The organism is Prosthecobacter sp., from assembly GCF_049294395.1.
In the GTDB taxonomy this organism is placed as follows: Bacteria; Verrucomicrobiota; Verrucomicrobiia; order Verrucomicrobiales; family Verrucomicrobiaceae; genus Prosthecobacter.
The window spans coordinates 1-23,333 of record NZ_JBAQCR010000100.1; the positions used below are offsets into that span (position 1 = coordinate 1).

A 23,333-nucleotide genomic window follows, 5' to 3' on the forward strand; every position below is an offset into this window, starting at 1 on the left:
CTGCTGCGGTGCGCTATGCGTGGAGCAATGCGTTTCAGTGGGCGAACTTGTTTAACCTGGATGGCCTGCCAGCGCAGCCGTTCAGGACGGATGCGTGGTAAGGCGTGAAGGTCACTCGGAGAAATTGATCTGGTCGAGGTCGCGTGCGGAATGGAGGATTCGCAGCACCTCGATGCCTGATTCTGTGGGGCGGAAGTAGAAGCAGTATTTTTCGAACGGATAGCTGCGACAGTTTGCTCAGAGTTCGAATCGTGGCCGCCCAAACGTGTTCCACTTGGCGAGGTATTCCAGCCGAGCTCTAAAACGATCCCAAAGCCTGTCAGCCTGAAGTACGCTGTCTTGAGCGATGTAGTCCCAGATGTCGTCTAGATCACGATCTGCCTGCTCGGAGTAGATGACCATGGGCATGGCGGATCAGGCGGTCTGCTGCCGAAGCGCAAAAGCCGCATGCCTGCGTGCCAGCTTGGCATCCCAGTCGATCTCAATGCCTTCTCCACGATCAAGTCCGTCAGCTGCAAGCTGAATGTCCTGGCGCAAGGCCGCGATCTTGGCTTGATCTGCCGCGTTGAGTTCCTCGACTTTGATCTCAGTGTGGACGACTCGGATGGCGTAATCGCATTCAAGCCCGGCGAAAAGCTCCTGCACCTCCTCGGGCGCAAGGCGGTCAATCTGCTGACGGATGTTTTCCACGACGGCTGTCATAACGTTTTCAGGGTATCAAAGAGTTGCGGCTTTGTCGAGTCCCAGCTGCCCGTCCGTCTCTAGGGAACGGGCATCACTTCAAGCCACTCGGCACGCGCTCGGGCACGGACTTGTCGTAGTCGTCGCTGTTGAGTGATTCGAGGAAGGCTTTGATCGGCTCGTGGTCTTCGGGGAGCATGTTCATCTGGCGGAGCAGGGGATCGAGCGGGGGCAGGGTGGTGTCACCGCCTTCGAAGGTTTCGGCGGCTTGATCCATGAGGCGGTCGTAGAAGAGCAGCACTTCATCGAGCGTGGTGCTGCCGCCATGGTGCATGTAGGGCGCGGTGTGTTTCAGATTGCGCAGCGAAGGCGTGCGGAACTCGGTGCGGTTCGTGGCGGAGTCGGTGAGGCCGATGGCGTGGAGTTTGTAGTCGGAGAGCATGGGGCCGTTGTGGCAGAGGGCGCATCCGGCTTTCTGAAAGGAGGCCATGCCCTGCTGCTGCTCGGCGGTCATGGCGGTTTTGTCGCCACGCATGAAGCGGTCAAAGGGGGAATCGGGAGTGATGAGCGTGCGCTCATACGCGGCGATGGCCTGCGTGACTTTCTCGGCGGTGATCTCGGTTTGAAAAAGCTTCACGTATTCGGGGATGCTCTTCAGGCGCTCCACCATTGCGGGAACGGCTTTTGCTTCGCTGCAAACATCGCCACGCATTTCCTCGCGCTGGCGGATGGGGGCCAGGGCCTGCGCTTCGAGGCTGCTCACGCGGTTGTCCCAAAACATGGGGGACTTGGAGGGATCAAAGGGCTTGCCAGATTCGATGCCGTTGAAGGCGGTGTTGAGGATGGTGGGCGTGTTGCGTTTCAGCGGCAGGAAGGGAGCGCCTTGGATGAGTTTGCGCGCGGGCCCGATGCCGCTGGCATGCACGCCGAGCGGTGTCGGTCTGCCATCCGCCCAGCCGTGCTGCGGATGGTGGCAGGTGGCGCAGGCGACATCTCGCGTGGCAGAGAGGATGGGATCAAAAAACAGCAGTCGGCCGAGGGCGATCTTTTCAGGCGTGTCGCCAGGCAGCGCAGCCGATTTCGGCAGCGCCTCGATCTTTGTATTCGGCAACGGTTCAACCGCCGCAGCCGCAAGGATCACGACAAGGGTGGAGAGCATATGGAATCAACGCGCTTCGACCGCTCAGCGTTGCAGGACAAAGAGTCCTGGAGCGCGGACTTTAGTCCGCAGCAGGTCGCACACACAGAGAAGGATTTTACGCGCGCTGCGCATGGCAAGCAGGGTGACGCTGGAGGTGTGAATGTGGAAGAGGAATGCGGAGTATGGGGGCTGGCGGAACCGAGCGAAGCGAGATAGACGACCGCAGGGAGCCCGAAGGGGAGCGAAGCGAATCAGTGCTGCGGACTAAAGTCCGCGCTCCGTTTTCTGCGCAGCTATTACCGTGCTTCATCCAAACGGCGGTCGGCATGGCGCAGAAATTCCTGCAAATCACGCTCCGCCTGCGGCGTGAGCGCGTGTGAGGCGGTGCGATAGGTTTTGAGGCGAAACTCCAGGAACTGACGCTGCCAAGGTGGGTTGGGTTCAAACTCGGAAAGCACCTCAATCTGCTGCGCCGGGGAGAGCAGGGTGATGATCTGAATCAGCGTGTTCAGGCGACTGGGCTCGGCTAGGCCACCGGGAAAGGGCTGCTGCAATGCGGCCATGAATTGCGGGACGAGATCGCGATTGTTGGCTGCGAGGGGCGGTACCAGCGAGAGCGCGGTTTGCACGGAGGAGAGTCGCACCCAGACCTGTGATCGCATGTCTTTGAATCCATCGAGCAATTGAGATGCGGCATCGTCGTAGGATTCATGGCGGAAGGCGGACAGTGCGGCAGCGAAGTGTGCGTCAGCCGGCCAGTCATGGCGGACGGCTGCCATGTAGGGAGGCAGTTGCTCGGCCGTGCCTGCATGGGCGGCGGACTCCAGCAGCATCAACTGCTCAAAGGGACTGGTGGATGTGCCCGCCCATGTTGTGAGGACTTCATTGAAGTTCCCTTTGGCAAAGGCGGCGACGCCTTCAGCGCGGCGTTGATCATCCCCGGTCAGCTCATCGAGCATCGCGAAGCTGGCACCATCTGCTGTGAGCATGCGCAGGCGCTCATAGGTGAGGCGTGTGCGGTCGATCTGGGCCGCTAGATGCGCGGGAACATCCAGGTCCTGCTCGATGGCCATGCTGAGCACCTGAGTGGTCTCAAAGGTGTTGTCCTTGGAAAGGGCGCGGGCAAAGCCGTACTCCAGCAGGTTGCGGTCGTCAGTGTTGACGGTGGTCGGGCTGGATTGCAGCAGGCTGCGTGCAAACTCTGGCGAGGCGAGATGATGGGCGAGCATGCCTTCGACGGAGTTCGTGAGCCACACGCGCTTGAGCGCTTCGGCAAACAGCGGCTGCGTGATGCGCGTGCGCAGCTGCTTCATGGTATATTCTGGTGGCGTGAGGTGGCCGATGAAGAGCAGATCGTTCGGACCGGAGATCCAGGTCTCCACGTGCGGAAACACGGAGGTGAGCGTGGCATACACCTGACGGATGGCCTGGGCGTCCACCTCATAACCCTGCACCCACTGGGCAAAGAGACCGTGCTCATGGAGCCGGGCTTTGGCAGCGGCGTAGAATTCCCGCGTGAACAAGGTGGAGACTCCGGCGCGGTAGGGGTTGGAAGGTTCGGAGATGATCAGATCATAGCGGCTGCCTGCAGCCAGCAGAGCTTCGCGTGCATCGCCGGAAATGAGGCGGACGTTGGCTTTGCTCAGCACATCGCGGTTCACGGGCGCGAATTGATGGCGCGCGAGTCCGGCCATGGCGGGTTCCAGTTCCGCCACATCCACCTGCTGCATCTCGGGCACATCGGCCACCCAGCCAGCGGTGGTGCCGGTGCCGAGGCCGACGATGAAGGCGGTGTGCGGTGCGGGATGAAGCATGGCGGGCACGAGGCCCTGCATGATCTGCGTGTCGGCATCGCCAAAGGCCGAGCCGTCGGATTTGCCGTTCACGTAGAGGCAGTAACCGTCATCGCTGTCCACGGCGGCCACGCTGGCCTCACGGCCTTCAAATTCATGCGCGATCTTCCAGCGGCTGGCATGCAGCCAGCCGCGCAGGCCATTGATGGAATTCGGCAGCGACTCCACGCGACCGTAGCCGATGGGCTTGTGACGCCAAGCCGCCGTGGGGCCGGTGGGAAGGAACATGAGGCAGCTTGCGCTGAGCCATAGGGTTGCGATCACAGGCCACGCCCATTTTGAAGTGGAGCGTGCTCCGAGCACTGCCGCGCCCAGACTCAGCAGCAGGGTGAGCACAAAGACCCAGCGCCAGGCTCCGAGTGCCGTCAGCCATGGCAGCAGGATGAAACCTCCGGCGAGCGAACCGGTGATGGCTCCGAGGGTGTTGGCTGCATACGCGAATCCTACATGCCGGCCCGCATCGCGGCTGCCGCTGCCCAGCAAACCGACGAGCAGCGGAAACTGCACGCCCGCGAGGATCGACGGCCCCAGGACGAGCAGGCTGGCGATCAAGGTCCAACCGGTGATCTGGCCCGGCAGGCCCAAGGAGCGCAACTGATTCACGTCGATGGCGAAAACTGCGATGCGATCTCCCAGCGCGAAAGGCAGGGCTAGAAACAACGCCTGCCATGCCGCCACACGTGCCAGTGCCGCCAGCGTGACCGCACCGGCCCGCGACGCCCACAGCATGCGGTAGAGCAGTCCACCCAAACCGATACCAGCAAGTGCCAGCGCGAGGATCAAACCGAAGCCATAGACCGAACTGCCCAGCAGCGGCGCGAGGATGCGGAACCAGACAAGTTCACTGAGGAAAAACGTGAAGCCTGTGATGCCTGCGGCGAGGTAGAGGAAGCGCGCTGTCAGCGTGCTTGGAGCCACGGTTGCATCTTGGGCAGTCAGCGGCGCTGGCTTTGGCATGGTCTCGTTGCGCGAAACGAACCACGCCGCCGCACCAATGAGGAGATTCACTCCCGCAGCCGCCATGACGGTGGTGCGAATGCCCCAGAGTTCGAGCAGCCAGAAAGTACTGACGAGGACGCCGGTAAGAGCGCCGAGGGTGTTGACGCCATACAGCACGCCCAGGCTGCCACGCTGCGTGTCCTGATCTGTCTCCACCCATTTGAAGGCCGCAGGCAGGCTGCCGCCCATGAGCAGGCAGGGCGGCGCGAGAACCACCGTCGCGAGCAGAAGCTGCAGCAATGTCGCTGGCACCTGCCCCAGTGCCGCAATGCCGCCGGTGCTGAGATAGAGGGAGCGCACCAGCGAAAGCAGCAGCGGTGTGAGCAATGCCGCAACTCCTACGCCGAGTTCGATGAATGCATACAGCCGCAGCGGATTCGCGGAGGCCTCCGCCTTGCGACCAAACAGCGCACTGCCTGCGCCCATCGCGCCCATGAAGATCGCCAGCACCGCCGCCGTGGCCGGTGTGGCCCCACCAAAGACGAGCCGGAATTCCCGCAGCCATGCCATTTGATAGACGAGCGCGCAGGCACCGGAGAGTGCGAGCAGGCAGGCGAGGAAGGGCAGGCGCAGAGCGGGAGGGAGAGTCATCGTTGGCGCATCAAGACGCACGAAACTTGAGGTGTCCAGTTTGGATGATGCATGTTGTCCCACGCTCAGGATTCATCGGCGGGGAGCCTGTACCGCAGCCAGGTCTCCAGGCTTCGAGGAGGAGCGAATGGTGAACTTCAACTTCCTTCCCTGATCGAGCGTGTAAAACACCTCCCAAGGCTGGCCTTCAAGCGTCACGCAGGTGGGATGCCCAACCACTGTCTCAGTGCCGTCTTTCTTGATTTCAGTGATGACCATGTCGAGAAGCACTGGGGTGGGGCGCACATCCATCTTGGCCAGCATTTGACGGACCTCGGCATACCTGGCGTGATCTGAGTGGAGAGTGAATGCGTTTTTGTCGATTTGAATGGCCTTTACGATTTTGCCGATGTCCGAAAATGAAGACTTGAGCCTTTGGTAGGCGTCGGTCACTTCAAGATATTGAACGGAGACGTCCACAGTGGGCTGCTTCAATTCATCAGCTTTGCAGGCCGCAGCGAGAAGGAGTGATACGGTGAGAATGCGGATCAATGGGTTCATGGCTTTACGATGAGCTCGAGAGGACAGAAGGACAAGCGGCAGATCAACCGCCCGCCACCGCCCCTCTGTTGTAAACGACCTTCAACGGTTCCCTTATCCGACAGGCGTAGCCCAATGCTCACGATACTCACGCCTCAGCAGCTTCGAGGTGTCGGCGGCGCCGATGAACTGCTCTTTCGCGGGATCAAACACCAGGGCGCTGCGGGTGCGGGCGGCGGTGTTGCCGAGATGGCAGAGGGAGGTGGAGAGGTGGTTGATGGTGATGTCGGCGTTCAGTTTCGCGCCGGTGCGGATGGCGTCGAAGAAATTCGCATGATGCGCGGCCAGATCGGGGCCGGAGGTGGGTTTGATGTCTTCGATGAGCTTGTTTTTGCGGCCGTAGATCTGCCAGCTTCCTTTCTGCTTGCCGCCGATGATCATGCCTTCGGTGCCATACCAGGAGCAGCCGTTTTCGTGGCCTTCCTGCACGTAGGGCGACCAGTCGCGCTGCTCATAAATGAGCTGCTTGGTCTTGCCTGCAATGTCGTACTCAAAGGCGCAGTAGAGCGTGTCCGGCCATTCCTGGTCATCGTCAAAGAAGAGCTTGCTGCCCTGGCCGATGATGCGGTTCGGGTGCTGGTCCACACCGAGGCCCCAGCGGGCGATGTCGATGTCGTGCACGCCGTCGTTACCAAAATCTCCCGCGCCGAAATGATGAAACCAGCGCCAGCTGCCGGGATGGTAGGTGCTTTTAAACGGCACCTTCGGGACCGGGCCGAGCCACAGGTCGTAGTCGAGGTTCGCGGGCGGATCCGTCTCCGGCATGTGACCTTGATTCCTTCTGAGCTGGCTGTTCCATGCCTTTGCCACCAAGACCTCGCCGATGACGCCGCTGCGCAGTTTTTCAATGATCTGGCTGATGCTGGCCGTGCTGCGGCTCTGGGTGCCCACCTGCATGGCCACCTTGTTTTTCGCCGCCGCCTCGATCATGAGCCGTCCTTCATGCAGATTGTGCGAGCAGGGCTTCTCCACGTACACATGCTTGCCGGCATTCGCGGCGAGGATCGCCCCCGGCGCGTGCCAGTGGTCCGGCGTGGCCATCAGCACGGCCTGCACGGCTTTGTCATCAAACACCTGCCGCATGTCCTTGGCGATCTTCGGCGTCTGGCCGGTGAGTTCCTGAATCTTCTTCGCCGCCGCCTCCGCCTTTTTGGAGTCCGCATCGCAGACCCACGAGTAGATCACGTCATCGCGTTTGCACATCGTGTTGATGTGGTTCGTGCCCATCCCGCCGGGGCCGATGAAGGCGAGGTTGATCTTGTCTGCCCCTGCCGCCTTCAGAAAGGCGGGAGCAGCGAACGATGCCAAAGCGGTGCGACGGACGAACTGACGGCGGTTGAGCGTGTTCATGGTGCCGTGACATACGGCGGGAAACGGGCGGACCATGCATGCCGAGCTGCCTTTACTGCCGCCCAAAGGGGGTATTGGCGGTTTCGGCGGTTTTGGCAGTGACTTAAAAAAGGGGGAGATATTTTTCGCGAGCGGCGGAGCGTGCAAAAGCGAACCAACGAAACCAACAAAACCAACGAAACTGGGGGTTTTGAGGGTTTTGTTGGTTTTGTTGGTGCTTTTTAAAAGGGGGACGAATTTTGTATTCGCAGGCAGGGAGGGCTGAAACATCAACACGTAGCCTTGATGTTTCATCGGCTCTGGTCGTGAGGGAGCTGGTGGTGTGCTAGGTGGCAGATGTGAGCCAAACAAGAGCCGGATGACAAACCGGTCTGTTGTGGGAGGGGCAGGTCAAGATAGGATGAGGTATTCAATGCTTTATAATAGCACTATGTGGTAAATAGAAGCATGGTGTTCCCTTGTGGAGCAGTCATCTTGGCTACGCAGCAGCAGGGCTGCTTTACTGCAAATCATGGCAGGAGATGGATTGAGGGTGATTTCCCCCCTCACTTACCTGGTTTCTCCATTCATCCACCGCTTACTGGCCATCCTCATGAATGGTGTACCTCTTGAAAAGGGACTGACAAGACCCTCTGGACCGCTTCCGGTGTGGTCATCCACGAAAGCCAGTAGAAAAACACTCCCTCTTCCAAAAAGGACCAACAAAACCAACGAAACCCTCAAAACCCCCAGTTTCGTTGGTTTTGCTGGTTCGCTTGAGCACGCTCTGCCCCTGGCGAAAAAATAGTCCCCCTTTTAAAAAGCACCGCCAAAACCGCCGAAACCGCCAATACCCCCTCGCGGTGGTGCTCGGTTAAAAAATACGTCCCCCTCCGAAAACAAACTGCCAAAACTGCCGAAACCTCTGTGTCGGCGGTTGTCAGTGTTGTTTTTGAGAGTGTTCACCGCTCCTGCTTCTGCCGCTGATAGACCGGCTTCAGGGTGCGGTCGCCAGGAAAGAAGCGCTGCGCCAGCTGCACCATGTCTCGACGCAGCAGCGGAGACATGTGGAGCATGAATGAGCCGGATTTGCGGCCTTTGGGCGTGCGGGGTGATTGGACGAAGACGCCATCGCAGGCAAAGCAGACATCAAACTGGTAGCGTCCATGAGGGGCATCCACCGTCACTCGGATGGCGGGATCGAAGTCGCAAAGGTTGGGCTCTCCGTAGCTGTCGTAGTCGAGCAGCCTGCCCAGCACGGCTCCGTCATCCTCGTGGTCCAGGACGATGGGACGGCTTGCCGCGCCTTGGTACTGGTCTGCACCTTCGCCGATGCGCAAGACCTCCACACGGGCCGTGTGCATCGCTCCATACTCAGCCGCCGTGCAGCCAAACATCTCCAGCTCGTTTTGGTATGGGCAGAAATTGTGCGCGGATCTCGGATCCGTTTGATGCCACATGCGCAAGGTCCGGTACTTCATGTCCGTCTGCGGGCGCGTGGAGGTGCAACTCGGGGAACTCGCGACTGCAAGCAGTAGCAGGAGGAGGCATGAGGGGGATGCGTGGGCATGCATGAGGCTTCGAGCAGCCAATCATGTTTAGCCAGGGCTCTGCAAGAACTTTGCTCGCGGACCAGTCTGCATGAACGGTGGCTGCGTTTCCTCTTTTGTTAAAGCTGTTGCTGAAAAGCAGTGCCTCAGTGGGCAACTGCACTCTAGCCGTCCCCGCCTACTTCTGATAAATCGGCAAAAAGTGATGATGCACACTCAGGCTCAGCAGCGCCAATGACGTGGCATACACGGCTCCGGCGCTCTTCTCGTTGCCATTGCGCGGATACCAGCTGCCGTCCTGGCCTTGGGCGGCGATGAGGGTTTGCTCGGTCTTTTGGCGGGCGGTGGCGGCGTGGTCGCCACCGCGCTGGTACATGCCCTGGGCGTAGTAGTAGCAGCCGTAGAAGAACCAGGGTTCGTTGATCTCGGGCGGGGACTTGAGAAGCCAGTTGGCGGAGCCGAGGACTTCGGCGGTTTCATACTGGCCACAGACCTGGAGGGAGAGCAGCCCGGCCGCGGTGGTGGAGAAGGTCTGGCGACCGCCATAAGGCTCGTAGCTGAAGGCGGCGGCATCGCTCTTGGGATTGCCATTGGAGTCGCGCTCCACACGATAGCTGCGCTTGATGTAGGCCACGGCGTTGTCGATGGCACCCTTGGGCACCTCAAACCCGGCGTCCTTGGCGGCACGCAGCGCCATGACCTGCCAGACGCTGACGGAGATGTCGCTGTCGCTGGAGCTTGGTTCATAGCGCCAGCCGCCGCGGTTGGCCTCGCTCTTCGGCACCTGCTGGGAGCGGAGGATGAGCTGAATCGCGCCCTCCAGTTGTTTGTGCAGGCGTTTGTCCGTGGCTTCATCCGGCGCGTGGCCGATCATTTCGGCCATCATGAGGGAGATGATGCCGTGGCCGTACATGCGTGAGCGGTCGCTGCGCCCGAGGTAGCCGTTTTCATCGGGCTCCACGCCTTCCACGATGTAACGCAGGGCCTTGCCGCAGGCGATGCCTTCCGGGGTGGGATCATCCGGCATGTGCCCCACGGAGGCCAGTCCCATGAGGGCGAGGGAGGTCATCGCCGCGCTGTGAGAGGGCAGATCTCCGCGCTTGGGCTTGGCGTCTGATTTTTCATCGACGATGAAGCCCGCTGATTTCTGCTGCCGGATCAGCCAGGCCACGGCCTTGTCCACCGCAGCTTTGACCTGCGGGGAGATCAGTTCTGGTTTGGGCGATTGTGCGGCGGCGAGGGTGGTGGCCGCAGCAAGGATAAAAAGTGTTCGGAGAAGGCGCATCAGGGGACGAAAACAGTCCAATGCACTCTCAACGCGCGTTCATCCAAGGAATTTGCGGCTCATTCTGCAACTCCTTCCAATTGTTCCAGGCGAGCATGCCAAACACCAGCAGGGTGAAAATGCCGCTGCCCACGCGAATATCCGCGTCGATGTCCAGCAGGCGCAGGACGCCGTTTTGCAGGCCCAGCCACAGATCGCTGGTCACCGACAAGAGAGCCAGGGCCACCGCACACGTGATGCTGATGAGCAGCACCTGCCGCTTCTTGCGCGGGCCGAGGTAAGCCTGGCAGAGGTGACCGCCATCCAGCGGCAGCACGGGCACCAGATTGAGCAGCGCCCAGAAAATGCTGACCACGGTGAAGGCATCCATCATCTGATGCAGCCAGAGCCATGGCGGCGGCCAGAGGGTCATGGACCAGCCGACGGCAAGGCCAAAAAGGATCTGCAGCCCCGGACCTGCCGCACTGACGAGGAAGTCTTCCTGCCGGGTGCGTGGCTTGCTGCCGATCGCCAGCCCGCCGAAGGCATACAGCACGATGCCGACGCGGCGGTCACCGTAGTTTCGCATGGCCAGCGCATGGCCCAGTTCATGAATTACAATGGAAAGCAGGACAGCGACCACCCAGGCCAGCAGACCGCGAAACTGCTCGGGGGTATTGGCGCTCATGCCTCCGCCCATGAGTGCGGTGTTCAACCAGAACATCCAGTGGATCTGGATTGGAAAGCCGAAGAGCGTGAAGCGGAGCATGGGTATGGAAAAGAGTGAGCGGAGCCTGTCACACAAGCGGCGGCTTAAATCCACCATTTCATCTCGTAGGGTGTTATTCGCGGAACTCGATTTGATCGAGATCACGGGCAGAGTGAATCACGCGTATGACTTCAATGCCATTGTCGACAGGTCGGAAAAAGAAACAGTATTTGCCGAAGGGATAGCTGCGGCAATTCTGCGCCATTTCTGGGCGAGGGCGGCCAAGGGTGTTCCATTGGGCCAGGTGTTCGAGTTTTGATCGAATCCGCTCCATGAGCCGGTCAGCCTGGAGCTGGCTGTCGTCAGAAACGTAGTCCCAAATCTCACGGAGATCCGCCTTGGCAATCTCTGAATAGACGACTCTGGCCATGACCTAGGAGACGCCGTGACGCTCTGCATAGGCGCGGTGACGATCTGCGAAAAACGCATCCCAATTCATTTCGCTGCCTTCGCCACGGTCGAGTTGATCGACTCCGACTTGAATATCACGACGGAGACTTTCGAGCTTTTTTTGTTCAGCTTCGCTGAGTCCTTCTTCGACCTGATCCTTGTACATTGAAACGACGCTGATGAAAAACTCGTCCGTATTGTGAAAATCACCGGCCTGAACCGATTTGTTCACGAACTGATTCAGCTCATCGGGAAGTTGAATGGCTACTCGGGTCATGGTTGTTTGATTGTAACAAGGCTGGCGCGGTTTGTCGAGAATCTGATTCAACGTCAAATGGGCGGAAACATCCTGCATCAGCCCTTCGTTACGCGTGACCGATCCCACCATGAAAAGACTTCTGACCTGCCTCCTGTTTTCCTCCGCGCTGCTGGCTGATGATGCCGCCGACCTGATCTCCCAGTCCGGGGTCAAAGGCGGGATCGTGGTGCATGTGCGCTGCGGGGATGGGAAAGTGACGCAGGCGCTGCGGGCCAGTGATCGCTACCAAGTTCAGGGACTCACGCAGGATTCTGCGGCGCTGCCGGGGATTCGCGAAACGATTTATCAGGCGGGCAAGTATGGCCCCGTTGCGGTGGATTCCTGGGATGGGAAGCATCTGCCTTATATTGAGAACTACGTGAACCTGCTGGTGGTCGAAGATGCCGCTGCGGTGGACAAGGCGGAGATTGATCGCGTGTTGACACCGCTGGGCGTGGCGATGGTTCGCAAGGCCAGCGGCTGGGAGAAGATCGTGAAGCCATGGCCCAAGGGCATGGATGAGTGGACGCACTTTGCGTATGACTCGAAGGGCAATCCCACCTCCAAGGACATCCTCACCGGCCCGCCTTCACGCATGCAGTGGGTGGGAAATCCACGCTGGAGCCGCCACCATGACCGTATGTCATCCGTGAGCGCCGAGGTGAGCGCGGGCGGACGTCTCTATTACATCATGGATGAGGGCAGCCGCATCTCCATCCTGATGCCGGCCAAGTTTGCGCTGATCGCGCGCGATGCCTTCAATGGGACCATTCTTTGGAAAAAGTCGATCCCGCAGTGGAGCACGCATCTGTGGCCCCTGAAGTCCGGCCCCACGCAGTTGACGCGTCGGCTCGCGGCGATCGGTGACAAGGTCTATGTGACGCTGGGCATTTCAGATCCCATCACCTGCCTGGATGGAGCGACGGGCGAGGTGATCCGTGAGTATCCGCAGACCAAGGGCGCGGAAGAGTTGCTGTATAGAAACGGCAACCTGTATGCCCTGGTGAACCCCGAAGCGTGGCGTCTGAACGAAGAGTTTGCCGTGAAGCAGCAGAGTGATCAGAAGCGCGTGGAGACGGAGTTCAACTGGGATGGCAAGACTCGCCACCTGATGGCGCTCGACGCGGAGAGCGGCAAGACGCTCTGGAAAGTGGACGACAAGGTCGGGCCCATCACCCTAGCCCTCGATGACAAGCGCATGGTCTATTACAATGGCGATGGTCTGACGAGCCGTGACGTGAAGACGGGCGCGGTGCTCTTTGCCGATGTGCCCGAGGCCCGCCGCAAGCTTTATGAGTTCAACTTTGCCCCGCGTGTGGTGCTGAACAATGACGTGATTCTGTATGCTGGCGGCGATGGTCTGATGAAAGGCATCAACGCGGACACGGGCAAGGAACTGTGGAGTTCCTCGCATGAGAAGAGTGGCTATCGCAGCATGGAGGATGTCATCGTGGCGCAGGGGCTCGTCTGGAATGCGGGCACCACGCAGGGGAATCAGACGGGTGAATACACGGGCCGCGATCCGCTGACGGGCGTGGTGAAAAAGCAGTTTTTTCCCGACGTGCCGCAGGGCACCTACTGGTTCCACCACCGCTGCTACATGGCGAAGGCCACGGAGAAGTTCATCATGCCCTCCCGCACCGGCATCGAGTATGTGGACATGGAGAAGCAGCACTGGGACCTGAACCACTGGGTGCGCGGCGCCTGCCTCTATGGTGTGCTGCCATGCAACGGTCTCACCTACGCCGGACCGCACAACTGCGCCTGCTACCCCGAAGCGAAGCTGGATGGCATGGCCGCCATGGCCTCCGCGCCGCGTTATCCCATGCCGCCGCACACAGCGGACAGCGCACGTCTGACCAAGGGACCCGCCTATGCCGAAGCCATTGCGGAGACTCCCGCCGATGCCAAGGACTGGCCCACCTACCGCTCCGACAATGCCCGCAGCGGGTATTCGAACCAGGACCTGAAGAAGGACCTCGGCATGGCCTGGGAGGTGAAGCTCACGCCACCGCTGAGCACCACGACGAGCGCCGCTGGCCTGACCTTTGTCTCCGAGGTGGACAAGCACACGCTGCATGCCTTCGACTCCGCCACAGGCAAGGAAGCCTGGCATTTCATCGCAGGTGGTCGCATGGATTCACCGCCGACCTACTGGCAGGGCAGGGTGTTCATCGGCGGGAATGACGGCAATGTGTACTGCCTGCGTGCCAAAGACGGCGCGCTGGTGTGGAAGTTTCAGGGGGCGCCGGTCATGCTGAGCCATGGCGCGTGGGAGATGATGGAGAGCGTGTGGCCCGTGCACGGCAGCGTGCTGGTGGAAAACGGTCTGGTGAGCTTTGTCTCCGGCCATTCCTGTTTCCTCGATGGCGGCCTGTGGTTCTACCGCGTGGATGCGAAGACCGGCGAGATGAAGGTCAAAATCAACTACGACGACCGCGATCCTGAAACCGGTGGCGACTTGAACGACCGCCACAAGACGCTGCAGATGCCGGTCGCTTTGAACGACATCCTGAGCAGCGACGGCAAGTGGACCTTCCTGCGCACGCAGAAAATCGGGGTCGATGGCAAGCGTGTGGAAGTGGGCCCGGTGAGCGGAGACTTCGACAAGCAGGGCGGCGCGCACAAAGGCGAGGGGCAGCACCTCTTTGCGCCGATGGGCTTCCTCGATGACTCCAATTTCCACCGCAGCTACTGGGTCTATGGCAAAAGTTTTGCCGGTGGTCACAGCGGCTACTTCCAGGCGGGCAAGTATGCCCCGGCAGGCCGCATCCTCGTGCACGATGACAAGAACGTGTACTCCTACGGTCGCGAAGCGCAGTACTACAAGTGGACGACCACGATGGAGTACACGCTCTTCGCCACGCCCAAGGCACCACCGGAGCAAGCCTACGACACCGAGTCCGCCACCACCGAACGCAAGGGCAACAGCGTGGTGCTGGACAAGGATGGCAAACCACTCGCCGTGCAGCCCAAAGGTGAAACGCAGGTGGGCCACAGCGAGACTCTGAAGGCGCAGGCGGAGGCCAAGAAGAAGGGCAAAGGCAAGAATGCAGACGCTCCGAAAAAAGGCGGTGGAAAAGGAGGGGCCAGAGGCGCGCCGATGCCTGGCAGCGTGCAGTTCCCGGATGTCCCGGTGCTGGATCCTACGAAGACCCCGATCACCGTGGAGGCCTGGGTGCTTCCGGACAAGCCCAGCGGCACCATCATCAACCATGGCGGGCCTCGCCTTGGCGTGGGTCTCGACTTCCATGACAAAAAACCGCAGTTCCACATCCGCAGTGATTCGAAAGTGAGCAGCATCGTCTCCGCCGAGGCGCTGACCGACGGCTGGCATCACATTGCGGGTGTCCTTGCTGCTGACAAAAAGATGACTCTCTATATTGATGGCAAGCTTGTCGCCGAAGGCATGGCTGGGGAGCTGGTGGCCGGCAAACCGGCGAATCCGCTCATCGTGGGCAATGGAAGTGGCGTGGCAGAAGAAAGTGCCGGTGGCTACAGCGGCCTGCTGGATCAGTTCGTCGTCTATCACAAGGCGCTGAGCGCCGCCGAGGTGCAGCAGCGCTTCGAGCAACCGGAAGTGAAGCCCTCGGATGCCGTGCTGGTCTGCAACTTCGACAATGGTGACTCCCGCGACAGCTCCGGCAATGAGGTGCATGGCGTGGGGGCCGGGGTGGAATCCGGCAAAGGCAAGGTGGGTGGCGCTCTTTGGTTCAAGGGCGGTGCCGACGAAGGCGGCAAGGGAGGCAAAGGCAGCGGCAGCTTTGTGAAACACACCTGGGACCGCTTTGTGCCCATCGTGGCCCGCAGCATGGCGCTGGCCGGCAAGACAGTGCTCGTTAGCGGTGCGCCGGACACGATTGATGAGGAGTATGCTTTTGAGCGTCTCGCCGCTAAAGACCCTGCCATTCTGCAGGAACTCAAAGAACAGGACGAAGCTCTGGACGGCAAACGCGGCGCCAAGATGTGGGCCGTGAACACCGAGACCGGTGAGCAAAGTGCGGGCCTTGAACTGACGAGTCCCGCCGTGTGGGATGGCATCACCGTCGCTCAAGGACGTGTGTATGTGAGCACGATGGACGGCAGGCTGCAGTGCTTTGGGAAATAGCGCCATGCGACTCGCCACCCTCATCATAGCCATTTGCACGAGTGGTGCCTGTGCCTGTACCATCCCGGTGTTCCGCTTTGCGCTGGACCGCTGGGAGGCGGACAAGTTTCACCTCGTCATGCCTGCCGCCGTCTCGCAAACGCCGGAGGTGCAGGATTTGCTGCGCCCCTTGCGCGCCAATGGCAAGGCCAACCTCGACTTCTCCACCTCCAAGGACCCCGCGCAGCAGGACACCATCCTGCGCTATTCGCGGGAGAGCGAGAAGCAGGTGTGGGCGGGCAAGCTGGACGCTGCCACGCTCAGTGCTGTGCTGGATTCCCCGGCGCGTAAGAAACTCGTGCAGCAGCTGCTGGCGGGGGATTCGGTCATCTGGGTGATCGCTGACAGCGGATCGCCGGTGGATGTGCTGGAGGTGGAGCGGATCGAAAAGCGGCTCAAATTCCTGGAGCAGGTGCGTCGCTGCCCATTCAGGACCCCAACGACCCAGACAGCCAGCTTGGACCCGGGCCGCCGCTGCGCCTGAAATTCAGCACCCTCAGGCTGCGGCGCGATGATCCTGCGGAGGCCATGCTGCTGCACATGCTTGCCGGACCGAGGGGGACCTTTGATCCCACGAGCACCAGCTTTGCCGGGGCGGTCTTTGGCCGGGGCAGGGTGCTGGGAGCCTGGCCGCTGGACATTCTGGATGATGCGTCGCTGGAAGATGCCTGCATGTTCCTCGTGGGCCGCTGCGGCTGCCGGCTGAAAAACGAAAGCCCCGGTTGGGACATCCTGCTCAATCTTGACTGGGAAAAGGCGCTGCCAGCAGCGGCCGCCAGCGCGGCCCAGCCTGCGGGATCTGAAGCGGCCAGTCCTCCGACTCCGCCTCCGACCCTCCCGGAGTTCAAACCCCTCGCGGTTCCTGAATTGGTGACGATCCTGCCCGAGATTGAGAAACCGGCTGAAAGCCACAAAGGCCGACTGATTGCCGGTTTGGCAGCGGGACTGGCCTTGCTGGTACTGATCCCACGCTGGCTGAGAAAGTAGCGGCGGTTTTCGTGCGCCGGGGGCCCTTTATAGGACGTATAGGTCCCGTAAGGTCCATTCTATGGCTGATTGCTAAGACAGTGTCATAGCGACTGGATTGAATGGAAATCTCAAAACCAAAAAAAAGATTTGCTCAATCTATTGATTTGAGAGATTATTTAACATATCTAAATAATCAATAGATGCCCCACTTCTCATGAAAAGGATCCTATTTTACGCTTTCAGCGTCAGCGTTGCCTTTTGTCAAAGTGCCGTGGCTCAGACTGGTTATGGCGTCATGGGGGTGCCTCCTCCCGGTTATGGTACGCCGCCCCCGGGATACGGCACACCACCCAATGTTCCTGCGTATCCCAATTCACTGCCGCCAGCCTCCGTCACGCCGGCCGTGACGGCCCCTCCGGGCTATGCAGATCCATACGCCGCCGCTCCACAGCCTGGTGGCGTCTCCTCGTACACGCCTCAGGGGGTGAGCAATTACAGTTCGCCGCCGACAGGTGCAGCCGGTTACGGCGCACAGCCAAGCGGGCCTAACATGGTCAATTTCAACAACTTGGAAGCCTATTACCGCTACGTGGCTCCCAAGGCCGACAACCTGTCTGGAGCCAACACCATTGGCGCAACGCTGACGGTGGCCCTGTTCAATCCGCTCTATTTGAAATTTGGCGCTTCATGGGGCAGCGGCGGTGGTGGCAGTGTCACCGGTGCGACCAAGGGGAATTATGACTTCGCCAGCATCCAGGCAGGCGCTGGTTTCCACACTTCTTTGATCAACGAAAAGCTCACCTTTGTGGCTGAGGCCGGTCTGGTTTACGCCAGCTTGAAAGCGCAGGACACTTCCGTGAGCTTCAGCGATGGTTCCATCTATGTGCGTCCTGCATTGCGCTTCACTCCTTTGACCTGGCTGGAAGTGCAGGCCGGCGTGACCGTGAGCAGCGCCGACAAGTACGACAGCAAGATGGTGGATTTGTCGACCTACTTCCGGGTGCTGCCCATGTTTGACATCGGTATCGGCGGCGATTTCGGCAACACCACCCGCGCCTTCCGCACCAGCCTGCGTCTGCGCTGGTAAGCATGGGGCAGGTCTTTCTTTGGGAACGGCGGAACTCTCAGGCCTTTTTGGTGCTGACGGGATTCCGCCGCTTCGCGTAGCAGGTGCGGCAGATTTCACACACGGTCCCGTCGCAGCCGCGTGCGCTGCAAAACTCCCTGCCATAGAAGATGATCTGCAGGTGCAGCTTGTTCCAGGATTCCTCCGGAAACAGGTGCTTCAAATCCCGTTCGGTCTGTAGCACGGACTTGCCATTGGTGAGGCCCCAGCGCTGTGCAAGCCGGTGGATGTGGGTGTCTACCGGGAAAGAAGGAATGCCAAAGGCCTGAGCCATCACGACTTGGGCGGTTTTGTGGCCGACTCCCGGGAGGCGCTCCAAGGCCTCCAGCGAGGCGGGAACCTGCCCTTGGTGTTCCTCCAGAAGGATGCCGGAAAGCTGTTTGATGGCCTTGGCTTTCTGCGGTCCCAGGCCGCAGGGGCGCACAATGGCTTCGATTTGATCGAGCGGGGCGGCTGCGAGTGCAGCCGGGGTTTTGCCGAGCCGAAACAAGGCTGGCGTCACCTGATTGACGCGGACGTCGGTGCACTGGGCAGAGAGCAGGACGGCCACCAGCAGGGTAAAGGCATCCTCATGATCCAGAGGAACGGGAGGTGAAGGGTACAACTGACCCAGCCGATTCCGGATGTAATCCGCGCGCTCCTGCTTGGTCACTGGAGTAGGTCAGAGAAGCCGGGACTAGGAGCTGCGTTCAATGCGCGCCACCATGCGACGGATGTGCTCGTAGCCGGTGCGCTCCTTCATGATGGACAGGCTCTTGGAAAACGATCCCCATTTGATGACGCGAATGTTCACGTTGCGCACACCCCAGGCATTCATGGTGGCCTTGTCCGGCTTGTAGAGGTCGATGGTGTTGGTGCCCACCAAGGCGGAACCATAGTCATCCACCTGATAAACGTAAGGGAGTCCTTCAATCTGGAAGATCGTGCCTACTGGATATACCGACCAGTCGGCAGCAGCGCTGCGCACGTTTCCATACTTGAGCTGGGTTCCGACGGCCGTCTTGGCTCCGTAAATGATGTGGTCAGACTCGCCATGAGTGTAGGCGGTGGTGCGAACAGAGGTGATCCGAGTGCCCCGGCCGATGAAGCCTGAGGATTCACAAGACGCCAGAAGTAAAGCGGAGAGGCCGAAGAGAAGGAGTGTGTGGTATCGCATTTTTATTAACAATATCTGATTGTTAACTTTCCTTTTAGAATACTTATTGTGGGGTAAATCGCCGCTGAAATCAATCTTTGATTTTCGGACCACTTTTGAGAAGGGGGCTGAATAGGGTAAAAAAGACAGGAGTTCCGGCCGTGAAAGGAAACTCTGTGTGCATTCCTGGCTGTGATTGAGCCTGCAATGGCCGTGGCAAAATCAGGCTCAGCTTCCGCTGCCGCTCTTGGGGGCGGCTTCCGCTTTTTTCAGCACTTTGGTCAGCTTTTTGGCGAAATCCTTGGGGGGAGTGACGTCTTTGAGGTCGTCCAAGGTGGTCTTGCCCGTTGAATCGAGGAAAAAGAGGTGGGGGATGGTCTCCACCTTGAAGCCTTCGGCGAGCTTGCTGTTGGCTTCCTCGTCGATGTCGAGGTAGGCCCAGTTGAACTTGTCCTGCAGCGGCTGCACCTCGCTGCTCGGGTAGACCTCCTTTTTCATTTTCTGACAGGGGCCGCACCAGGCGGCGGAGAAAACGAGGATAACGGGCTTGCCGTTCCCCTTCGCGGCCTTCAAAACTGCTCCCGAGGAGGTGAAAAACTTCGGGCTGCCTTTGGGGAAATCAGCGGCGTGAAGGCTGAGGGAGAACAGGGTGGCGAGTACGAGGAGCGCTTTTTTCATGAGGGTGCGTGGATAGGGACGCAAACCACGGCATGAATATTTCAACTCCTCGCGGGCATGCCATCAAAGCGCCGACTTGTCGCCTGAACGAAGTGCCTGAGCCATCACGGACAGCCGCCGCCAGCACGTCCAGAGTCCGCCGAAAAAGATCAGCGTCAGCGCCAGCAGGATGCCCCAGCGTTCGTGCCCGGTCAGATGCTGAATCATTTCGATCAAAAGCCCGCCGCACAGCACGGCCATGCGGTGCTGTTTGGCCATGGGGCCGCGGAAGTCGTGCTTGCCGGTGAGGGAGGCGCCCAGCACGCGGATGTAGGCCGTCCACACCGCCGTCACCGCGCAGCACCAGCCCAGCGGAATCACATGGAAGAGCTTCACCACTCCGGGGTCTCCCGCACCGCTGTAGCCCGCCCCCACCATGATCAGCACATCTGCCACACGGTCAGGTGCATCGTTATAAATCGCTCCCACAGGTGAGCCCTTGCCGCCTTCCACCGCCACCATGCCGTCCATCAGATTGCATACCAGCCTCATCTGGATGCAGACGAGGGCACCCAGCCAGGCTGCGAGAATGCCGGTGAGGCTGCTTTGATCTCCGGCGACCATGAAGCAGGCCATCGCTCCGCCGGCAAAGACCACGCTTAGCAAAGAAATCGCATTCGGTGTCAGACCGGAGCGCGCCAGCCAGCCTGCCAGCGCATGCGCCCAGCGGGTATCGCGGGATTTCAGACTGCGGCGTGACGCCAGATGTTCTTCGGGCACGCTCATCGGCGGAGGGAGCTCGAACTCAGCGTGCCGTGGACTTCCAGCTCACCACCCGGCCGTTGACAAAATCCGCCGTTCCTGCGGTGTAGGGGATGTACGTCACAGAGGTGCCGCTGCCCCACATGGGATAGCCACCGTAGCCAAAGGGGCCGAAACCACCCAGGCCGCCGTAACCGAAACCGCCATAACCAAAGCCACCGTAACCGTAGCCAAAACCCATGTTCATGTTCATGGAGCGCACGGGACGCTGGCCTTCATAGGTCCAGGTTTCGCTTTCTCTGCCGCGATTGATACCCACCGAGACGGCGTCAGGACGTCCCCAGGCCAGGAAAACCGCATCACGGGTCATGCCCTCACGGATCAGGCCATGCGTCACGAGCTGGCGGTCCTTGGCGCTCAGTTTGGAAAACATCTGCGGGTTTTTCTCAATGCGCGTGCTGGGCGTGGAGGAGCACTGGACAAAAAGGATGGCGACGGCCAGAACCAGACAGAGGCGGACGAAGAAGGGCTTTTTCATGGCTGGGAGCATTTTGTTGCCGGTGAAGTTACTTGTCGAATGTTCTTAATGACCTGATGACTCTACGTTTCGTTCAGCTTTGCTGGCTGTAAAAACGCGCAGCAGCATCCAGCCGCCCGCCACCAGCACGGTTCCGGCAAACCACCACGGCCACAGTCCCAGTGCTGCGGCAAACACGCGGGGATCGTCCGCGCTCAGGTGCAAATGGCCGCCCACCCAGGTGGTCTGCCAGCCGAAAAGCAGGGTGAGGGTGCCATAGGCCAGATTGATCGTCAGCCCGCGAAAGCTCAGCGCGGTGGCCCGCTGTTCGGAGTCCACGATCTCATTGAGGTAATGGGACAGGAAGAACTGCAGGAAACGCATGCCCAGGAACAGCGGCATGACCAGCACGATGCCTGCCCAGCCCGGCTGCGGATGCGCCGCCGCGAGCAAGCCGCCAAACACCACGAGGCCCAGCCAGATGAAATTCTGCCGTGCGGTCATGACCTTGGCGCTCGTTTCCATCAGACCTGCGGTCACCAGCCCGAGAAGAGACACCCCGGTGCCGATGACGCCATACCAGCCTTCCTCGATGCCCACGAGGCGGTAGAAATTGCTGGCCACGGTCAGGAAGAGACGGATCACACTGTCAAAGACCAGCCCAAACAGAATCAGAGCGAAGGCGGCTTTCGTGCGCCAGATCCAGCCGCCTGTCTGCAGGATGGAGATCCAGGTTTCGCGGATGCTCTGCAGCAGGGAAGTCTTGGGGGCAGGGGCGCGCACTTCGGTCATGCGCAGGGTCACCACCAGACAGGCCAGCGCGGTGCCCAGGCCGAGCAGCAGTGGCAGCTTCATGGACACCTGCTTGGCCACCGTTACATCCAGTCCGATCCAATGCAGCGCCGTCGTCAGGCTGTGCGCATCATAGAGCACCGATCCGGTGATCGAGGACACCACAAAGCCCAGAGCCATGCCGCGTGAAAGCTTCGCCATGATCTGTGGCCACAGTGCTGTGCGTTCAGCAGCCGGCAGGGAGTCATAGGCCAGCGCCTCATCCGCCCCGCTGGCACAGGCTTCGGCAGCCCCGCTGAGAACGCGGTTCACCACAAACAGCCACAGCACGAGGTCATGGTGTCCCGGCTGCATCAGGCACAGCACCGTCATCTCCAGCACCATCAGCACACCTGCCGCCACCACCAGCGGCCTGCGGCCAAAGCGGTCTGCCAGCGCCCCGGAGGGCACCTCCAGCACCACGCTGGTCAGCGCCCACACCACGTTCAGCGCCGCGAATTCACCGATGCTCAGGCCTAGATCGAGGAACAGAATCGTGAACACCGGGTAGTAAAACCGGCAGTTGAAGAGGATGCGGAACCATACAAACAGGCGTGCATTGGAATGCTCAGGCATGCCTCTCTCTACGCTTCAAATCAGGACGCGGGCAACGCAAAGCCGCGCCTTCATTCATTCTCTAGAACCGCACCCGCAGATACGTGCCCAGCACGGATTCGCTTTTCCAGGTCGTCTTGGTGCGCCTGGAGTCGATCATGTAGAAGAGGTCGAGGTCCATCGAATCGGTGAGCTTGAAGGTGATTCCCAGCGGGATGATGCGGTTCTCTGTTGGGCGGCGAAGATGCAGGTCCATCAGGCATTCATCGCTGGCATAGAGGCGTGTCAGCGGGCCCAGCGGCTGGGGCAGTGTCCAGGCGATCTGCATGCGGTGCCGGGTGCGGTTTGCCGTGGAGGGGGCGCCTTGGTTCTCGCGCCATTCCATGCGGTTGCGCCAGTCCAGACGCACCTGCTTTAGTTCGTAGTGGGGATTGATTTCCAGCTCCGGGCGGAGCTGGTCGTAGCGGTCGTGCGTGGCGGTGTTTTCGAGCCTAATCATCGACAGCCCGAGTCCGAGATCCAGCCACTTGGAAGCGGCATACTTCACGCGCGGGCTCACCATCTGCGCGTAGGAACCGTCCACTTCATCGGCAAAGTTGCCCATGAACACACTGCCGGTCCACGGCGGCTTGCGATAATAGTCCACATTTGACCAGGCCCACCACTCGTCGGCTTGTGCGGTCAGAGTTGAAAGAAGGCAGAGGAATATCAGCAGCAGGCGCATCCGGTGAATCAGTAGGAGGCGCCGATGATCTCGTTGGTCATGGCGTTGATTCGTTCGATGACTTCATCCGTTTCCTCCTGGGTCACGCCCATGTCGAGAAGCGTCTCCACCAGATGTCCGGTGAAACGGGCGAAGTGCTGCCGGGTGATGCCGCGTCCATGATGCGTATGCGCCAGGGGACGGCCGCTGTAGTGGATCGGCCCGCCGGTGGCCATGGCAAAGAACTCGCGCTGCATGGCATGCAGTTTCTCCAGCTCGGTGTGGATGAAAAAAGGCCCGAGTTCAGGATCGGCCAGCACGCGGACATAAAAGGCGGGAATGAGGGCGGAGATCATTTCTTCACCACCGAGACGTTCATAGAGAGAGGGTTTGTTCGTATTCATGCAGGGATGCTTTAAGCACAAACAGCGCCGTCATGCCGTGGCAAAACAGCTCCGGACAAACAATGCGCAGCGAATGCCAGCTG

General features: G+C 60.2%; 23 protein-coding genes. 4 read left to right on the forward strand and 19 right to left on the reverse strand.

Annotated elements, in window-relative coordinates:
* Positions 1-237: 237 nt before the first annotated feature.
* The 11 genes from WAW39_RS06230 to WAW39_RS06280 form a co-directional block, all read right to left on the reverse strand.
* A complete protein-coding gene (locus tag WAW39_RS06230; RefSeq protein WP_422316875.1) occupies positions 238-408 on the reverse strand; it encodes a type II toxin-antitoxin system RelE/ParE family toxin in 171 nt (56 codons plus the stop codon).
* A gap of 6 nt (positions 409-414) precedes the next feature.
* Entirely contained in the window at positions 415-702 is a 288-nt protein-coding gene (locus WAW39_RS06235; RefSeq protein WP_422316877.1) for a hypothetical protein, read from the reverse strand.
* A gap of 73 nt (positions 703-775) precedes the next feature.
* Positions 776-1,840, reverse strand: a complete 1,065-nt coding sequence (locus WAW39_RS06240) for a cytochrome-c peroxidase (protein ID WP_422316879.1) — start codon at positions 1,838-1,840, stop codon at positions 776-778.
* Positions 1,841-2,118: 278 nt separating this feature from the next.
* Complete coding sequence (locus tag WAW39_RS06245) at positions 2,119-5,265, reverse strand: fused MFS/spermidine synthase (RefSeq protein ID WP_422316881.1); 3,147 nt, start codon at positions 5,263-5,265, stop codon at positions 2,119-2,121.
* A 72-nt stretch (positions 5,266-5,337) separates the two neighbouring features.
* Positions 5,338-5,805, reverse strand: a complete 468-nt coding sequence (locus tag WAW39_RS06250; RefSeq protein ID WP_422316883.1) for a hypothetical protein — start codon at positions 5,803-5,805, stop codon at positions 5,338-5,340.
* A gap of 93 nt (positions 5,806-5,898) precedes the next feature.
* Positions 5,899-7,194: a Gfo/Idh/MocA family protein gene (locus tag WAW39_RS06255; RefSeq protein WP_422316885.1), complete on the reverse strand. Its 1,296-nt coding sequence runs from the start codon at positions 7,192-7,194 to the stop codon at positions 5,899-5,901.
* A gap of 941 nt (positions 7,195-8,135) precedes the next feature.
* Positions 8,136-8,654, reverse strand: coding sequence for a hypothetical protein (locus WAW39_RS06260; protein ID WP_422316887.1), 519 nt, complete (start codon positions 8,652-8,654; stop codon positions 8,136-8,138).
* A 247-nt stretch (positions 8,655-8,901) separates the two neighbouring features.
* A complete protein-coding gene (locus WAW39_RS06265) occupies positions 8,902-10,008 on the reverse strand; it encodes a hypothetical protein (RefSeq protein WP_422316889.1) in 1,107 nt (368 codons plus the stop codon).
* Between the two features lie 28 nt (positions 10,009-10,036).
* Complete coding sequence (locus WAW39_RS06270) at positions 10,037-10,756, reverse strand: metalloprotease (protein WP_422316891.1); 720 nt, start codon at positions 10,754-10,756, stop codon at positions 10,037-10,039.
* 73 nt (positions 10,757-10,829) lie between these two features.
* The gene (locus WAW39_RS06275) at positions 10,830-11,126 is read right to left on the reverse strand and encodes a type II toxin-antitoxin system RelE/ParE family toxin (RefSeq protein WP_422316893.1); all 297 of its coding nucleotides are present in this window, start codon (positions 11,124-11,126) and stop codon (positions 10,830-10,832) included.
* Positions 11,127-11,129: 3 nt separating this feature from the next.
* Entirely contained in the window at positions 11,130-11,534 is a 405-nt protein-coding gene (locus WAW39_RS06280) for a ribbon-helix-helix domain-containing protein (RefSeq protein ID WP_422316895.1), read from the reverse strand.
* Between WAW39_RS06280 and WAW39_RS06285 the strand changes: the two genes are divergently transcribed.
* From WAW39_RS06285 to WAW39_RS06300, 4 genes are all read left to right on the forward strand, one after another.
* Complete coding sequence (locus WAW39_RS06285) at positions 11,533-15,552, forward strand: PQQ-binding-like beta-propeller repeat protein (RefSeq protein WP_422316897.1); 4,020 nt, start codon at positions 11,533-11,535, stop codon at positions 15,550-15,552. The two genes, WAW39_RS06280 and WAW39_RS06285, sit on opposite strands and share 2 nt — an antisense overlap.
* Positions 15,553-15,556: 4 nt before the next feature.
* On the forward strand, positions 15,557-16,075 hold the full coding sequence (locus tag WAW39_RS06290) for a hypothetical protein (RefSeq protein ID WP_422316899.1): 519 nt from the start codon (positions 15,557-15,559) through the stop codon (positions 16,073-16,075).
* A gap of 44 nt (positions 16,076-16,119) precedes the next feature.
* Positions 16,120-16,578 (forward strand): hypothetical protein, encoded by a 459-nt coding sequence (locus tag WAW39_RS06295; RefSeq protein ID WP_422316901.1) that lies wholly within the window; start codon positions 16,120-16,122, stop codon positions 16,576-16,578.
* Between the two features lie 196 nt (positions 16,579-16,774).
* Entirely contained in the window at positions 16,775-17,647 is an 873-nt protein-coding gene (locus WAW39_RS06300; protein WP_422316903.1) for a hypothetical protein, read from the forward strand.
* Between the two features lie 37 nt (positions 17,648-17,684).
* Here WAW39_RS06300 and nth read toward each other — a convergent pair whose 3' ends face one another.
* From nth to WAW39_RS06340, 8 genes are all read right to left on the reverse strand, one after another.
* Positions 17,685-18,338, reverse strand: coding sequence for an endonuclease III (gene nth, locus WAW39_RS06305; protein WP_422316905.1), 654 nt, complete (start codon positions 18,336-18,338; stop codon positions 17,685-17,687).
* 24 nt (positions 18,339-18,362) lie between these two features.
* Complete coding sequence (locus tag WAW39_RS06310; RefSeq protein WP_422316907.1) at positions 18,363-18,842, reverse strand: 3D domain-containing protein; 480 nt, start codon at positions 18,840-18,842, stop codon at positions 18,363-18,365.
* A gap of 207 nt (positions 18,843-19,049) precedes the next feature.
* Positions 19,050-19,499, reverse strand: a complete 450-nt coding sequence (locus WAW39_RS06315; protein WP_422316909.1) for a thioredoxin family protein — start codon at positions 19,497-19,499, stop codon at positions 19,050-19,052.
* A 63-nt stretch (positions 19,500-19,562) separates the two neighbouring features.
* Complete coding sequence (locus WAW39_RS06320) at positions 19,563-20,264, reverse strand: CDP-alcohol phosphatidyltransferase family protein (RefSeq protein WP_422316911.1); 702 nt, start codon at positions 20,262-20,264, stop codon at positions 19,563-19,565.
* Between the two features lie 19 nt (positions 20,265-20,283).
* On the reverse strand, positions 20,284-20,778 hold the full coding sequence (locus tag WAW39_RS06325; RefSeq protein WP_422316913.1) for a hypothetical protein: 495 nt from the start codon (positions 20,776-20,778) through the stop codon (positions 20,284-20,286).
* Between the two features lie 45 nt (positions 20,779-20,823).
* Positions 20,824-22,164: an MFS transporter gene (locus WAW39_RS06330; RefSeq protein ID WP_422316915.1), complete on the reverse strand. Its 1,341-nt coding sequence runs from the start codon at positions 22,162-22,164 to the stop codon at positions 20,824-20,826.
* A gap of 61 nt (positions 22,165-22,225) precedes the next feature.
* The gene (locus WAW39_RS06335) at positions 22,226-22,867 is read right to left on the reverse strand and encodes a DUF2490 domain-containing protein (protein ID WP_422316917.1); all 642 of its coding nucleotides are present in this window, start codon (positions 22,865-22,867) and stop codon (positions 22,226-22,228) included.
* 8 nt (positions 22,868-22,875) lie between these two features.
* Complete coding sequence (locus WAW39_RS06340) at positions 22,876-23,250, reverse strand: group I truncated hemoglobin (protein ID WP_422316919.1); 375 nt, start codon at positions 23,248-23,250, stop codon at positions 22,876-22,878.
* Positions 23,251-23,333: the final 83 nt, after the last annotated feature.